Genomic DNA, 14,545 nt, shown 5'->3' on the forward strand with positions numbered 1-14,545 from the left:
AAAGCTTATGTATGTTATCATGACAAAAGACTTTTTGAAAGAGGTGGATACCAATGTTACAAGCGTTACTAATTTTTGTGCTTCAAATTATATATGTTCCAGTACTAACAATCCGAACGATTTTGCTTGTAAAGAATCAAACAAGATCCGCTGCTGGTGTAGGATTGTTAGAAGGAGCTATTTACATTGTCAGTTTAGGGATTGTGTTTCAAGATTTATCAAATTGGATGAACATCGTTGCCTATGTCATCGGCTTTAGTGCGGGACTATTATTAGGCGGTTATATAGAGAATAAATTAGCAATTGGATATATTACGTATCAAGTTAGTTTACTAGACCGTTGTAATGAATTAGTAGATGAATTACGTCACTGTGGATTTGGCGTTACAGTATTTGAAGGTGAAGGAATTAATTCTATACGTTATCGCTTAGATATCGTTGCAAAGCGCTCTAGAGAGAAAGAACTTTTAGAAATTATTAATGAAATTGCACCGAAAGCGTTTATGTCTTCGTATGAAATCCGTTCGTTTAAAGGCGGATATTTAACGAAGGCGATGAAGAAGAGAGCGTTGTTGAAGAAGAAGAAAGATGATCATGCATCGTAAGAAAAAAGGGAGTAGCTGAGAAGCTACTCTTTTTTTGTTAGCGAATATCATCAATCTAAAAGGAAAATGAGGCCATCACGTATAAAAAGTACTGGTGGAAGAGAACGAAGGGGGAATGCAAAGTATGGAACAAACAAAAATGTTACAAGTGAATAAAAAGTGTTGGGACGTAGTAGCACCTCATTTTTTTCAAATAGATTGTTTACCTAAATATGGACCGTATACGGCATCAGAAGATGAAATTCATTTGTTTGATTTAATTGAGAATAAAACGGTTCTAGATATCGGATGTGGTAGTGGACATTCTTTGGAATATATGGCGGAGCTTGGTGCGAAAGAGTTGTGGGGGCTCGATCTTTCAGAGACACAAATTGAAACAGCAAATGAAACGCTAAAAGATTGGAATCCAAAGTTAATATGTGGTGCGATGGAAGAGGAGCTAAATATTCCAGAAGAACATTTTGATATTGTATACTCCATCTATGCATTAGGATGGACTTCTAATTTAAGAAAAACATTGGAACTTATATATTCATATGTAAAACCAGGAGGAAGCTTTATTTTTAGCTGGGAGCATCCGGTATATTCAAATTTAATGTATGGAACAGAGGAGATTGTTTTAAGTTCGTCTTATCATGAGGAAACTCCTATTACGTTTGAAACATTTAAAGGGGAAGAAGTACAAGCGACATTATATAAGAGAAAAATGAGTACATATATAAATGAGTTAAATAGAGCTGGATTTATAATTGAGAGAATAGAAGAGCCTGAACCAGCTTGTATATTTGATGGAGAAGTAGCAGAGCCGTCTACGAAGTACTATTCTTTATATAAGGCTAGAATGGTGCCGACTACTTTTATTATTAAGGCGAGAAAATGAAAAATACAGCGTACACCGAAAAAGTGTACGCTGTATTTTGTTAAAGGTCAGTACTTATCTTTTTGGCTGGAAAATATGCTGAAAGAAGTATTTGTGATGTAAGTTATCTACAACCTTATTTGCTTGATATGTGCGATGTTGTTCGAGTCGAAGTCTTTGCTCCATCATTTTTATTGCGTGATCAGATAAACGTAACATAATACATCTCTCCTTTTCTATAAATATAGGTCTCTAAAATGATATCGATTCCACATTTTATAGTTAAGGAGGCATACTGTGTAACATAGGCAAAAAGCACCTTCCTCTCCCATTACGCTTACGAGGTTAGCTGTCGGACTCGGGAAGTGAGAGTTTCCCTACTTAAAAAAGATTCGCCCCAAGTAGCATTGCTACAAAAATGGTTCCCCCGCTCCAAAATTTGGATTCAGCAAAAGGTTTTATAAAGTAAAAAATAACATAAAGAGATAACTAAGTCAAATTATTTTGTGTTTTCTGATTTTTTAAGTTGTGTAAGAACCATACCATCAGGAAGTGTTGTATCTGCTACTTCAATGAATCCATGTTTTTTATATAATGCAATAGCAGGGGTATTCGCTTTACCTGTTTGTACAATGTATGTCATTGAAGAAGGAAACATGTTAAATATATAAAGTAGCAATTTCGTTGCGATTCCTTGTTTGAAAAAATCGGGCGATACAACTAATCTGTGGATATCGATTAGCTGTTCTTCTTGCATAAAAGAAATAAAGCCGACGAGTTTATTTTCAGAAAAATATCCATAGAATGTTTCGTCACAATTTCGAATATCGTTTACAGTATCATATAAACGAGGGATTGCAGTACTGTTTAAAAAAGCTGCTTCAATTTTATAAGCTGGAATTTGAACTTTTAAAATAGATGTTGCTACTTCATAGGAAGTGGGAAGTAATATATGAATCATAGATTATAACTCCTCCTTTGAATATGATATATTAATATAATTGGTTTATGGGTAAGTTTGACAATGTTTTTCTTTTTTGCATATAATAAATGTATCTCCATACATATATTATTCGTAGGTATATTTTTATAGTAGAATATGGTCAGCGTTGATAAATACGTAATCTTATATAAGAGTTTAGCTACTCTTGTATTTGATCATACAAACTATAATAGAAATGGAGGACTAAAGATGGGATGGATTATCACATTAATAGTTGGTGCTATTATAGGTATAATTGCTAGTTCTATAACGGGTAAAAATTTTCCAGCTGGTATGTTTGGAAATATAATTGCTGGTTTACTAGGAGCTTGGTTAGGTAGTAGATTATTTGGATCTTTTGGGCCATCATTTGGTGGGATTCATGTCGTGCCAGCATTATTAGGGGCAATTGTGTTAATTCTTATTGTATCATTTGTAGTAAAAGCTGCAAGGAAATAAAGGCTATTACTAATTATTTCATAAAGCCCTTTTTAGGGCTTTTCCTAATTAGAGAGGTGGTACACTTGGAGAAAGTAAATATAAGAAAAAGAGATAAGTTGAAAAAGTTTTTTAAAGAACAAAATTATTTAGCTGTACTACTTGGATTCGCGTTGCTGTTTGTAAATATATTATTACTTACAAAAATATCATTCGTCTTTACACCGTTCGTCGTATTTTTAAAAACAATCTTTTTCCCAGTATTATTAGCAGGAGTACTATTTTATATATTGCATCCATTTGTTTCTCTTTTAGAAAGAAAAGGTGTGTCGAGAATTGTGTCAATTGCCTCGATATATATAATTGTTCTTGGATTATTTGTTTTTCTTGCGGTCACGGTTATTCCAATTATTAAAGATCAAGTAAATGCTTTAATAGATAACTTGCCATATTTCGGACATGAAATCGAAAGGGCAGCACGTAAATTTGGAGAAAGTAATGTAATTGGTAGAATGCAGGAAAGTTTAAATATTGATGTTGCTAATATCGTAAAAGATTCTACAATGAATTTTACAAAATCATTATCATCAGTAACAGGAAATGTAACTGGATTTTTAAGTACACTTACTGAAGTTGTTTTAACATTTGTAATGGTTCCATTTATATTGTTCTATCTTTTAAAAGATGGTGAGCAATTACCGAATCATTTTTTAAAGTTTATATCTGAGCAAAGACAACCAGCTGCGAAGAGAATACTAGATGATATGCATTATGCGATTAGTTCGTATATTAGGGGACAGATTATCGTTAGTTTATTTATCGGTATTATGCTATTCATTGGTTATCTAATAATCGGCATTAAATACGCTGTATTACTTGCTATTTTGGCGATGATTGTAAACGTTGTTCCATATGTAGGACCAATTATCGCTATAACGCCAGCGTTAATTATCGCTTTTATTGATTCGCCAGCAATGATTTTAAAAGTAATTATTGTCATGATGGTTGTACAATTAGCAGAGGGGAAATTTATTTCACCACAAGTAATGGGGAAAAAGCTAGACATTCATCCAATTACTATCATTTTTATTATTTTAACTGCCGGAAATTTATTTGGAATTATGGGGGTTATTTTAGCAATTCCAGGATATGCGATATTAAAAGTGTTAGTTACGCATAGTTATAGATTTGTTAAGTTGAATACGTAAAGAAGAGCTAAAACAGATAAAACTGTTTTAGCTCTTCTTTATTAATAATTGATTTGCATATTGGTATGCCCATTAATCAGCTTCTAATATAGCGTCTAGAGAAGGGTTTTTTACTTTATGATGGGCATCAATTGTTTTTTTATATCGAAAAATGTAATTTCATTTGCTGCATTTAATAAGAAGTATGTTTAGGTTTTTGGTATATAGATATTAAAATGTATTTTCAAAGTTTGATAGCAATGTAGCGGTATCCCTATTAAAAATCAAGGTTATAGATAACTGGTATATCCATTCTAGGGAAACCGCCCATACCTGTTCCAGGGAAACCACCCATACCCATTCCAGGGAAACCACCCATACCTGTTCCAGGGAAACCGCCCATACCCATTCCAGGGAAACCACCCATACCTGTTCCAGGGAAACCGCCCATACCCATTCCAGGGAAACCACCCATACCTGTTCCAGGGAAACCGCCCATACCCATTCCAGGGAAACCACCCATACCTGTTCCAGGGAAACCGCCCATACCCATTCCAGGGAAACCGCCCATACCCATTCCAGGGAAACCACCCATACCTGTTCCAGGAAAACCACCCATACCCATTCCAGGGAAACCGCCCATACCTGTTCCAGGGAAACCGCCCATACCTGTTCCAGGGAAACCGCCCATACCCATTCCAGGGAAACCACCCATACCTGTTCCAGGGAAGCCACCCATACCCATTCCAGGAAAACCTATAATACGGTGAGAATCTAATGTCATGTTTCCACCTACTTTTTATAAATATTTCATACTCTTTTACATGCTATGCTTAAAGAAAATAAAGGAGCTTATTCTCATTTGAAATTAGGCAGACTAACTACTGATAAGTGGGGTTATGTGAACTTCATATGTATAGGATATAGATAAAAGGACTTTCAATCTTCGAATAAGAATTTAATAATTTATACAATGAATTGATAAACTGGGCAATCTGTTCATGTTAGAGTTTGTTATCATCAATCCTTTTAAACAAAAGATATAGTATTATCATTTCGAGAAGATTCTTTTATCTCCAGTTTTGGTAGCGATAAGGACTTTGGGGGAGGAGGAATCTATTACTCTTGTTTAGTTTATAGTAAACAAATTAGTCTCATGCGTAGGCTTTTAATTCAACAATAGGTAGATTGCTTTCTTTTAGTTTGTAATCAAATATTATATCGTCCATGCGAAAATTCGCCTCAACTTCAAGAGAAATGAAAGTACCCCCGATTTCTACTTGATTTCCGTTTTCAGTCTCAAAAGTGAGCGCACCGTCAAATGTTTCTATATACTCATCGCAGGTGTATAAATATATAGCAATAGGTGTGAAATGTATAATTACCCCTAAAGTATCATCGTTAGTCTGAATATTTCTCTTAAACTTATCGATTTTTTTAGTAAACCAACCCATAACTTCACCCCGTTTTTGTATTGTAAAGAAATTCTGTATATATTGATTATATATGGTAGGGAATAAATTGGTAATGGGTATTGTTAAAATTCCAAATATAAAAAACGGAAAATTCAGTTTTATGAGAAGGGAAAATGTGATAAACTGTAAAAAATAACGAAAAAGCAATGAAAGAGAAGAGTACATATTCAAAACTTTTCAGAGAGCTGATATGTGGTGGGAATCAGTAAGGGATGAATGTGGAATGGACTCTGGAGCTTCTCGCTGAAGTGAGTAGGCGAAGACGGTTACTTCACGTTAAGAAGTTGAAGTGAGCTATAATGATAGCTAATTAAGGTGGTACCGCGGGAGTCTCTCGTCCTTTTTGTAGGATGAGGGGCTCTTTTTATTTTTATTTTGAGGAAGGAGGAGTTAGTGTGAGTGAAAAAATAATGTTAACAGGAATTAAGCCGACAGGTTATCCGCATTTAGGAAATTATATTGGCGCAATTAAACCTGCATTACAAATGTCAAAGAATAATGAAGGAAAAGCATTGTATTTTATAGCTGACTATCATGCATTAAATGCTGTGCATGATCCAGAGAAGTTTAGTAGTTATACGAAAGAGGTAGCAGCTACGTGGTTATCACTAGGACTTGGAGAAGATGTTATTTTTTATCGACAAACAGAAGTACCAGAGATTCTAGAATTAGCTTGGATATTAGCTTGCCTAACTCCGAAAGGACTTATGAACCGTGCTCATGCGTATAAGGCGAAGGTAGAGCAAAATAAAGAAGCGGGTTTAGAGGTAGATACAGGAGTTAATATGGGATTATATACGTATCCGATTTTAATGGCGGCTGATATATTACTATTTCAAGCTACTCATGTACCAGTCGGGAAAGACCAAATTCAGCATATTGAAATTGCGCGTGATATTGCGACGTATTTTAATCATACATTTGGCATGACATTTACGCTTCCAGAGTATGTCATACAAGAAGAAGGAGCAATATTACCTGGTCTTGACGGAAGAAAGATGAGTAAAAGTTATGGGAATGTTATCCCATTATTTGCAGAGCAAGAAAAACTACGAAAGTTAATATTTAAAATAAAAACAGATTCTTCACTTCCAAATGAACCGAAAAAACTAGAAACGTTATTTACAATATATAAAGAATTTGCGAAAGAAGATGAAATTCAGTCGATGCGTGAAAAGTATGAGACTGGAATCGGATGGGGTGATGTAAAAAAAGAATTATTCCGAGTTGTTGACCGTGAATTAGCAAGTCCTCGGGAAAAATACACAACGTATATGAATGAGCCTCATTTGTTATATGAAGCGTTAGAAAGAGGTGCTGAGAGGGCACGGACTATCGCGAAGGTAAATTTAGCGGAAATTAAAAAACGGATTGGATTTGAGAGGGAACGTTAAGCGTTCCCTTGTTTTTTCTATGTGAATCTTAATTATTTATTCGTTGTATCTGCATGTAAAATGAGGGATTCGCATTTTCTTATTGAATTTATTAATTGCATATGTTAAAAAGTATGCTAATATAGGGTTACTTATTAAATATGTTTAATAAGTATAATTAAAGTGACTTATTAAAGGTGTTTAATAAGTGGGATTCATTCTATAACGAAGGAGATGATTGTATGAGAACAGAGAAAGAAAAGATGTTGGCAGGAGAAATGTATATTGCGGATGATGAAGAATTAGTGGCTGATAGGGCGGAGGCAAAACGTTTAACACGCCTTTATAACGAGGCGATGGAGACTGGTGATGAAAGCCGCTTTACTTTGTTAAATCAGCTTTTAGGTTCTTCAGCTGACGGGAAAGCCCAAATTAATCCTGATTTTCGTTGTGATTACGGCTACAATATCCATATTGGAAAGAGTTTTTTCGCAAATTTTAATTGTGTTATTTTAGACGTTTGTGAAGTTCGAATCGGTGATAATTGTATGTTTGCACCTGGTGTCCATATTTATACTGCCACTCATCCTTTGCATCCGGTAGAGCGGAATTCTGGCAAAGAATATGGGAAACCTGTAAAGATTGGTAACAATGTTTGGGTTGGCGGGGGAGCCATTATTAACCCTGGTATTTCAATTGGAAACAATGCTGTAATTGCTTCAGGGGCAGTTGTGACAAAAGATGTACCTAATAATGTAGTTGTTGGTGGTAACCCAGCCAAAGTTATTAAAACGATAGACTTATAGAAATCGTTTTTCACCAGTGCATGAATAAACTGGTGTCGTATCGTATAGACAATGTGAAAGGTGTTTCATATGAAGAAAGAAAGTACGGACAATTGTACAAAGACATTACTTGCCTCTCGAAACGCTCTATTTCTCTTATTTGCTTTGCCAGGAGCCGCGTTTGCTACATGGATTTCTAGAACAGCAGCGGCTCGAGATATTTTAGCAGTTTCAAATGCAGAAATGGACTGGATTTTGTTCGGTTTATCTGTCGGTTCAATAATTGGTTATACAGCGTTTTTAGTCGGACCACCATTTTTAGGTATACTAGGGGAATCATTCGGAATACGCAATGCCTTGCTAGCTGTTTTATTATTTGTTCTCTTATCTGGAATTATATCGTCTGTTACGAGAGAGAATAAATCGATCTAAACAAGGAGTGCATCGGGCGGAAATATATCATCTCTATTGCTTTAGAAAATGATGTATGATATATTGTCAACGCAACTTATTAAAAGTGTTTAATAAGTATGTTGATTAAGGTGGTGAGCGATTTGAGTGAACAATTTGTTACTCAAAAATCGATTAAAGAGACGATCCTTCGCGGCATTCGTACAGCTCTTCTAGAGCGAGGTAGTGCAACGAAAGTTGAACTTAGTAATACATTAGAAATCAGTTTTCCAACGATAAGTAAATTTATAGAAAATATGAAACAAGACGGTGAAGTCACTTTAGTCGGTCTAGATGATTCAAGTGGTGGAAGAAGAGCGAAACGATATGCTTATAATCCGGAATATATGTTAGGTTTAGCGATATTTTTAGAAAAAAATGAAACAAACTATACAATTTTTAACTGTTTAGGGGAAGTAAAAGAACAAGGAAGTACTTCAAGTGTATTAATTGATACTGGCGTAGACCTATTATCTAAACATATTGAAGGTCTTATAGCTACATTCCCAAAAATAAGCTCTATATCAATTGGTGTGCCCGGTTCGGTAGATAATGGTCGTATTTTTTATATACCTGGTTATGAAAAGTTCCAAAATTTTAATTTGAAAAGTCATTTAGAGGATCTGTTCTCTATACCTGTAGTAATAGAAAACGATATGAATGCCGCAGTGCTTGGTTATTATAAAAACACTGGAAACCATGACAATTCCTCTCTTGTATATTTGTATTCAGGTCAAAATGGTCCAGGTGCGGGTATTATGATAAATGGGGATGTAGTGCGAGGAAGTACATTTTTCTCAGGAGAGATATCTTTTGTTCCGCAGTATGATAATAAAAATTTCTTACAAGCTTTGAGAAGTGGAGATGAAGTGAGAGATTCGAATAATCCAGAGGAATATAATATAGATGCTATTACCCGATTGATTTCTACATTTATAGCTATTATTAATCCACATGCGTTTATTTTCTGTGATGATGAAGTGAATCAATTTGTAATAGATCAAATTGTAAAAAGTTGTCCGCAGTACATTCCGGCGGAACATATTCCGAAAATAACAGTGAGCGATTGGAAAGAAGATTATTTATATGGATTAAAAAGCCTTGGACTTGATCTTATGATTACAAGAACAAGCAAAGAAAATTAAATATCAAATTGTTGATTGTATAACATAAAAGAAAAGGTGTCGATTATGAAAATTGAACATGTAGCAATTTGGGTGAATGATTTAGAAGTTATGCGTGATTTCTATAAACAGTACTTTGGTGGTGAAGAAAATAGCTTATATCACAATCCGAAAAAGCAGTTTGAATCCTATTTCATAACTTTTGAAGGTGGTGCGCGTCTAGAACTTATGAGACAGGTAGGGATAGACGATGCAATAAAAAAACAAACAGTAGGATATGCGCATATGGCTTTTTCTGTAGGTAGCAAAGAAAAAGTGGACCAATTAACGGATAGGTTAAGAGAAGCTGGATACCCTCTGTTAAACGGTCCACGCACTACAGGAGATGGTTATTATGAGAGTGTAGTAAGTGATCCTGAAGGAAATCAGATTGAGATAACAATCTAACATTTTATTTACTAATAACTAATAAAAATATAAAACTTTGTTGTTCCCCAAAATGTTTACGAGAAAGCTATTATTTCTTCAGAAAGGGGGACATAACATTGATTGAGTCAATTTTTATTTTCTGTATATATCCATTGCTTATTTGTATTTTTTCAATAGCTGTGACATATAAAGTAGGTACATTTTACGTGATGCCAATTGTAACATTTCTTATTGTTCTTATGTTAAATATTACATTGTACGATCCATCATTTTTCTTTTGGGTGGGCATGTATACTATTTTTTCATTCATTATTTCTTATATAACTATTTTATTTGTAAAGGGATATAAAGCTGTAGAAAGAGAACGTTAAATCATCTAATTATTTTTTGGGGAAATAGGGATTTACGGTGAACGATAACAACCTCATTTCACGTTGTAATGACGAGAAATGAGGCTGTTGTATTTCTATATAAAATATAAGGAACTTATTATGTAATGTTTTTTAATTGGAGTGCTGAAACTCCCTAATAATTCGCTCAATGACTGGATGAAGAGTAATAGGCAACCTATCAAGCGGAAAGAAGCGTAATTCTTTTGACTCAGCTTGATCACATATAAGCTCACCGTGGAATTCTCGGCAAATATAAACAACGAGTACACCGTGTACTTGATCGCCGTTTGGATAGATTTGAAAAAAATCTGGTCCTGAGTATGTACGGAACAGTTCTGGATTTTTGATGATAAGCCCAGTTTCTTCAAATACTTCTCGTTTTAAAGCATCTTCTAACGTTTCGTTATATTCTAAGGCGCCACCAATAATACCCCAGCGGTTAAAGTCTGTCCGGAGCTGCAGTAATACTTCATTTTTCTCATTTAATATAATGGTGTGTGAGCCTATTAATATAAGTGGATGATTTCCTACTAGATTTCTTACGTCTTCAATATAACCCATAATTTTTCTCCTTGTATTTAATAATAGTTTGGAAGTTCTTTTAACATTTTTTCTGTTTTACGTGCTGTATAGGCTAAGTTATGATCATCTTTTGTTCTAAAGAATAATGTGCGTAAAAAGGTTTTAATGTTGGCACATAAAATACAATACTCATTAAGCGAAAGGCGTTTTCTAATTTGAGGAAGCCTTTTTATTTTTTTATAAATAATTGAAATTAACTCATCTTGCGGGAAGTCATGATACAGCATGGATATTAATGGCGTAACAATACGCTCATCTTCGTTATTATGAAAAATATCAGATGGAATGAAGATTTTATTTAATAAACAATGAATGAGCTCTTCATACCATTTAAAAGTCGTATGTGAATTATGAACAATTTCAGTAAAAGCATCAGATACGTGGGCGATAGAATGAGCCCATCCTTTATTTTCAATATATCCTCGAAAGTCCATTTCTAAGTTTGTATATGTAATGAGTTTATTTTTTATCTCCTCGATATCCTCTTCTGTAAAAAAGTAGTGAGAGTTCGCGAATTGGAGTATTAACGCAATTAAAGAAACAGTGTAAGAACGTGTGAAAACCCCATCTGTATGTGGGGAGTAAATGTCACAATATAAATATTCATCACTTAAACAAGTTTGCAACAGTAATTTCAGTTGATCGTCCATAAGGAATTCATGATGAATGAAATGCGCAAAACATTTATATACAAGTTGGTAACGAACGTAACTATCAGTCGTTCCGATAAACTGTAGCATATTCAAAGTTAACTCATTTATATCTATATGTTGCAGTTGCGTATAGTCATTTTGTTGTATAAGCTCTAACTGTTGTTGCAATGCTGTAATATCCAATGGAGAACCTCCTCCGCACTTTAAAGATGCGATCTTTTCTAGTATTCTATATATTCAAGGACAATCCTGCTCATGCAAGGAGAACCATTAGAAATTCGAGTATGACATAGATGAGGGAAGAATATGACGACAATAGAACAGTTAAAAAAACATTTTAAAATAAGAAGAAGTGCTTCTTCTATCATGATAAAAGAAAATAATGCAGAGGTTTTTACAGAAGAGCAATTAGAAGAGATAATGAAATATTGCGTTGCTGAGGCTGAAAAAGAGGGATTAGAAAACTTACATTTTGAGATTTCTTCAAAAAGTCCAAATTATGATCTGTATAAAAAATGTTTTGAAATGTATTCATTTGAATATGTTACTGAAAACATGATTGTGTTTAAGGATATATATGAAGTGGAAGATGTAGAAAGTGAAATTGATTTTAAGCTTATTGAAGAAGTAGGAGAAGATACTTTTTATTCTCTTTGGATCGAAATGACGGAAGAAAAAGTCACTTACGATCAATTTGTAAATATGATGGAACAAGAAATTGGTGAGCAATGGAAAGAACATTGTTTAACAGCGGTTGCAAATGAAGAGCTGATAGGAACTGTAATCCCATATATTGAAAGAAGTACGTTAGAAGAAGGGAAACTTATGTATTTCGCAATGGTTCCAAATATGCGAAATAAAGGGTACGAAGCAGCATTCTTTACAGGTGCAATGTTTGTCTTAAAGGAAATAGGAGCTACTTATTATATTGGTGAGGCAAATGTACAAAATGAGTGGATGAAGGATGTTTTTGAAAAGAATGGATGTCAGCTGCTGAGTTGTAGTGAGCGATATGTGAAAAGGGTTTAGGAGGATGAATGACGTACTCTCTCGAACTCATTTAGCGGGAATCCATGTACAAATTTTGAACAAGTAAAAGAACTTTTTACATGTTTGTAAGATAAAAAGAAAAATCGAAACGACAAAGTAAGCTTTCCTATAATACAATAGAGAAGGATTAGACTATACAAAGAAAGCGTTGGTGAAAGTATGAAGCAACAAAGAAATTGGTTACAAGCAACTGTAGAACGAAATGAAGATAACATGTTACATATAGAGTGGGAAAATAATATAGAAGAAGTTCGCATTTATTGGAGTACTTCACCAGATCATATTGAAGAAAATGGAGAATTACTTGTAACAGTAAATGGGGAATCATCATGCACTATTGAAAACCCGAGTGAAAATGAACGCCCATATTTTAAACTAGTAGGAAGTAATGGACAAGCCGTAACAGTAGCTGAGCGTAGATTGCCACTACAAGGAGCGTTTAACTTCCGTGATATGGGAGGGTATGAAACGACAGAAGGCCGTAAAGTAAAATGGGGTAAATTGTATCGTTCTGAAGAATTAGCAGGATTAACAGAATGGGATATCGAGTATTTACAGAAGTCGGGCTTAAAGTTAATTTGTGATTACCGTACAGATTTTGAAGTAAAGCATAAGCCGAATCCAAGCATTACAGGTGCTCGTCAAGTGTGTTTACCAGTTATGCAAGACTTAGCGAAAGATTTAAATATAAATGAGTTTTTCCAAGTTGGTGACCTTTCTATGTTAGGGAAACCAGGCGAGTATCTTGTGAAAATGAATCAAGATTTCGTAAGTGGTAATGAAGCATTCGTGAGCTTCTTAAACCTAGCGCAAAACCCGGAAAACTTACCGTTAGTAAACCACTGTACAGCTGGAAAAGACCGTACAGGATTTGGATCAGCGTTATTATTACTTTTACTAGGTGTACCGGAAAAAACAGTAATGGAAGACTACTTATTAAGTAACGGTTTCCGTGAAAAGTTAAATGGAAAAATGATGGCCTTTTTAGGTGCAAAACTACAAAACGATGAAAGTAGAGCAATATTAGGTGCAATGTTTGAAGCACGCGCTGAATATTTACAAGCTGCGATTGATGAAGTTAAAAAGCAGTACGGATCAGTTGAAGCGTATGCTGAAAAAGCTCTAGGCTTTACGAAAGAGTCGTTAGAGGAAATGAAAGAGTTATTGCTAGAAGATAAATAAGAAGATGGGAGGCTGATTAGATTAGCCTCCTTTTCTTATTGTTGCTATAATTAAGCTATGAGAAAATAGGAATTGAGGAGAACATCATGAAATACAAAGTAATACTATTTGACGTAGACGATACATTATTAGATTTCCCTGAAACGGAAAGAAACGCATTGCATAACGCGTTTGTACAATTTGGCATGCCTACAGGGTATAATGATTATCTTGCAAGTTATAAAGAGATTAGTAATGGATTATGGAGAGATTTAGAGAATAAAATGATTACGCTAAGTGAATTAGCGGTAGATCGATTTAGACAATTATTTGCTCTTCATAATATAGAAGTAGACGCGCAGCAATTTAGTGACGTATACCTTGAAAACTTAGGGAAAGAAGTACATCTTATAGAAGGTGCAGTGCAATTATGTGAGGGTCTTCAAGATTGCAAGTTAGGTATAATTACGAATGGATACACTAAGGTACAACAATCGAGAATTGGAAACTCGCCTTTATGTAACTTCTTTGAGCATATTGTTATTTCTGAAGAAGTGGGTCATCAGAAACCAGCACGTGAGATTTTTGATTATGCATTTGAAAAGCTTGGGATTACGGATAAATCAAGCGTACTCATGGTTGGAGATTCCTTAACTTCTGATATGAAAGGCGGAGAAGATTACGGTATTGATACGTGTTGGTATAACCCGAGTTTGAAAGAAAATACGACAGGCGTTAAGCCGACTTATGAAGTGGAGAGTCTGCTTCGTATTATGGAAATTGTAGAAGGAAAAGTAGTTTCCTTCTCATAAGATTTCCACATTGTCGATTGGTGCCGGTAAATCGATATATTGAAAAAATCGCTGATATAATTTGAGTTATGGTCGATATATTAGGGAAATCGCTGATATAATTTGAGTTATGGTCGATATATTAGGGAAATCGCTGATATAATTTGAGTTATGGTCGATATATTAGGGAAATCGCTGATATATCTTGA

At 34.5% G+C, this 14,545-nt stretch carries 18 protein-coding genes, 2 pseudogenes, 1 riboswitch and 1 other annotated feature; of the genes and pseudogenes, 13 read left to right on the forward strand and 7 right to left on the reverse strand.

Annotated elements, in window-relative coordinates; genetic code table 11:
- The first annotated feature begins 53 nt into the window (after window positions 1–53).
- Window positions 54–605, forward strand: coding sequence for a DUF2179 domain-containing protein (locus tag QCI75_RS10695; RefSeq protein ID WP_000938448.1), 552 nt, complete (start codon window positions 54–56; stop codon window positions 603–605).
- Between the two features lie 124 nt (window positions 606–729).
- A complete protein-coding gene (locus QCI75_RS10700; protein ID WP_353760427.1) occupies window positions 730–1,485 on the forward strand; it encodes a class I SAM-dependent methyltransferase in 756 nt (251 codons plus the stop codon).
- A 54-nt stretch (window positions 1,486–1,539) separates the two neighbouring features.
- On the opposite strand, the gene QCI75_RS10705 is transcribed toward QCI75_RS10700, so the two are convergent.
- The gene (locus tag QCI75_RS10705; protein WP_000945246.1) at window positions 1,540–1,683 is read right to left on the reverse strand and encodes a hypothetical protein; all 144 of its coding nucleotides are present in this window, start codon (window positions 1,681–1,683) and stop codon (window positions 1,540–1,542) included.
- Window positions 1,684–1,782: 99 nt separating this feature from the next.
- Window positions 1,783–1,925: riboswitch (cyclic di-AMP (ydaO/yuaA leader) on the reverse strand.
- A 38-nt stretch (window positions 1,926–1,963) separates the two neighbouring features.
- Window positions 1,964–2,425 (reverse strand): GNAT family N-acetyltransferase, encoded by a 462-nt coding sequence (locus tag QCI75_RS10710; RefSeq protein WP_144506647.1) that lies wholly within the window; start codon window positions 2,423–2,425, stop codon window positions 1,964–1,966.
- Window positions 2,426–2,656: 231 nt separating this feature from the next.
- On the opposite strand from QCI75_RS10710, the gene QCI75_RS10715 reads away from it, so the two are divergent.
- Together QCI75_RS10715 and QCI75_RS10720 are read left to right on the forward strand one after the other, a co-directional pair.
- Complete coding sequence (locus QCI75_RS10715; protein WP_002033357.1) at window positions 2,657–2,905, forward strand: GlsB/YeaQ/YmgE family stress response membrane protein; 249 nt, start codon at window positions 2,657–2,659, stop codon at window positions 2,903–2,905.
- 65 nt (window positions 2,906–2,970) lie between these two features.
- Entirely contained in the window at window positions 2,971–4,092 is a 1,122-nt protein-coding gene (locus QCI75_RS10720) for an AI-2E family transporter (RefSeq protein WP_142344718.1), read from the forward strand.
- Window positions 4,093–4,164: 72 nt separating this feature from the next.
- Here QCI75_RS10720 and QCI75_RS10725 read toward each other — a convergent pair.
- From QCI75_RS10725 to QCI75_RS10735, 3 genes and pseudogenes are all read right to left on the reverse strand, one after another.
- Window positions 4,165–4,256 (reverse strand): annotated as a pseudogene (locus tag QCI75_RS10725) (1-deoxy-D-xylulose 5-phosphate reductoisomerase); the annotation flags it as partial.
- 92 nt (window positions 4,257–4,348) lie between these two features.
- Window positions 4,349–4,855 (reverse strand): hypothetical protein, encoded by a 507-nt coding sequence (locus QCI75_RS10730; RefSeq protein WP_353760428.1) that lies wholly within the window; start codon window positions 4,853–4,855, stop codon window positions 4,349–4,351.
- 370 nt (window positions 4,856–5,225) lie between these two features.
- On the reverse strand, window positions 5,226–5,525 hold the full coding sequence (locus QCI75_RS10735) for a hypothetical protein (protein WP_144506645.1): 300 nt from the start codon (window positions 5,523–5,525) through the stop codon (window positions 5,226–5,228).
- A gap of 158 nt (window positions 5,526–5,683) precedes the next feature.
- Window positions 5,684–5,891, forward strand: a binding site (T-box leader).
- Window positions 5,892–5,896: 5 nt separating this feature from the next.
- On the opposite strand from QCI75_RS10735, the gene QCI75_RS10740 reads away from it, so the two are divergent.
- From QCI75_RS10740 to QCI75_RS10765, 6 genes and pseudogenes are all read left to right on the forward strand, one after another.
- Window positions 5,897–6,940: a tryptophan--tRNA ligase gene (locus QCI75_RS10740; protein WP_144506644.1), complete on the forward strand. Its 1,044-nt coding sequence runs from the start codon at window positions 5,897–5,899 to the stop codon at window positions 6,938–6,940.
- A 221-nt stretch (window positions 6,941–7,161) separates the two neighbouring features.
- The gene (locus tag QCI75_RS10745) at window positions 7,162–7,725 is read left to right on the forward strand and encodes a maltose O-acetyltransferase (RefSeq protein WP_144506643.1); all 564 of its coding nucleotides are present in this window, start codon (window positions 7,162–7,164) and stop codon (window positions 7,723–7,725) included.
- A 69-nt stretch (window positions 7,726–7,794) separates the two neighbouring features.
- Window positions 7,795–7,992: pseudogene (locus QCI75_RS10750) on the forward strand (hypothetical protein); the annotation flags it as partial.
- A 266-nt stretch (window positions 7,993–8,258) separates the two neighbouring features.
- Window positions 8,259–9,299 (forward strand): ROK family transcriptional regulator, encoded by a 1,041-nt coding sequence (locus QCI75_RS10755; protein WP_353760429.1) that lies wholly within the window; start codon window positions 8,259–8,261, stop codon window positions 9,297–9,299.
- Between the two features lie 45 nt (window positions 9,300–9,344).
- Window positions 9,345–9,725: a VOC family protein gene (locus tag QCI75_RS10760; RefSeq protein ID WP_144506641.1), complete on the forward strand. Its 381-nt coding sequence runs from the start codon at window positions 9,345–9,347 to the stop codon at window positions 9,723–9,725.
- Between the two features lie 98 nt (window positions 9,726–9,823).
- A complete protein-coding gene (locus QCI75_RS10765; RefSeq protein ID WP_144506640.1) occupies window positions 9,824–10,078 on the forward strand; it encodes a YbeF family protein in 255 nt (84 codons plus the stop codon).
- A 132-nt stretch (window positions 10,079–10,210) separates the two neighbouring features.
- On the opposite strand, the gene QCI75_RS10770 is transcribed toward QCI75_RS10765, so the two are convergent.
- Window positions 10,211–10,660 carry an NUDIX hydrolase gene (locus tag QCI75_RS10770; protein WP_353760430.1) on the reverse strand — a complete coding sequence of 150 codons (450 nt, stop codon included), beginning with the start codon at window positions 10,658–10,660 and terminating at the stop codon, window positions 10,211–10,213.
- 17 nt (window positions 10,661–10,677) lie between these two features.
- Window positions 10,678–11,517: a DUF2785 domain-containing protein gene (locus QCI75_RS10775; protein WP_144506638.1), complete on the reverse strand. Its 840-nt coding sequence runs from the start codon at window positions 11,515–11,517 to the stop codon at window positions 10,678–10,680.
- Between the two features lie 123 nt (window positions 11,518–11,640).
- Between QCI75_RS10775 and QCI75_RS10780 the strand changes: the two genes are divergently transcribed.
- From QCI75_RS10780 to QCI75_RS10790, 3 genes are all read left to right on the forward strand, one after another.
- Window positions 11,641–12,363 (forward strand): GNAT family N-acetyltransferase, encoded by a 723-nt coding sequence (locus tag QCI75_RS10780; RefSeq protein WP_144506637.1) that lies wholly within the window; start codon window positions 11,641–11,643, stop codon window positions 12,361–12,363.
- Between the two features lie 180 nt (window positions 12,364–12,543).
- Window positions 12,544–13,566, forward strand: coding sequence for a tyrosine-protein phosphatase (locus QCI75_RS10785; RefSeq protein WP_144506636.1), 1,023 nt, complete (start codon window positions 12,544–12,546; stop codon window positions 13,564–13,566).
- Window positions 13,567–13,652: 86 nt separating this feature from the next.
- The gene (locus QCI75_RS10790) at window positions 13,653–14,357 is read left to right on the forward strand and encodes a YjjG family noncanonical pyrimidine nucleotidase (protein ID WP_353760431.1); all 705 of its coding nucleotides are present in this window, start codon (window positions 13,653–13,655) and stop codon (window positions 14,355–14,357) included.
- Window positions 14,358–14,545: the final 188 nt, after the last annotated feature.

This window comes from Bacillus cereus group sp. RP43 (assembly GCF_040459645.1).
Lineage (GTDB): Bacteria > Bacillota > Bacilli > Bacillales > Bacillaceae_G > Bacillus_A > Bacillus_A mycoides_C.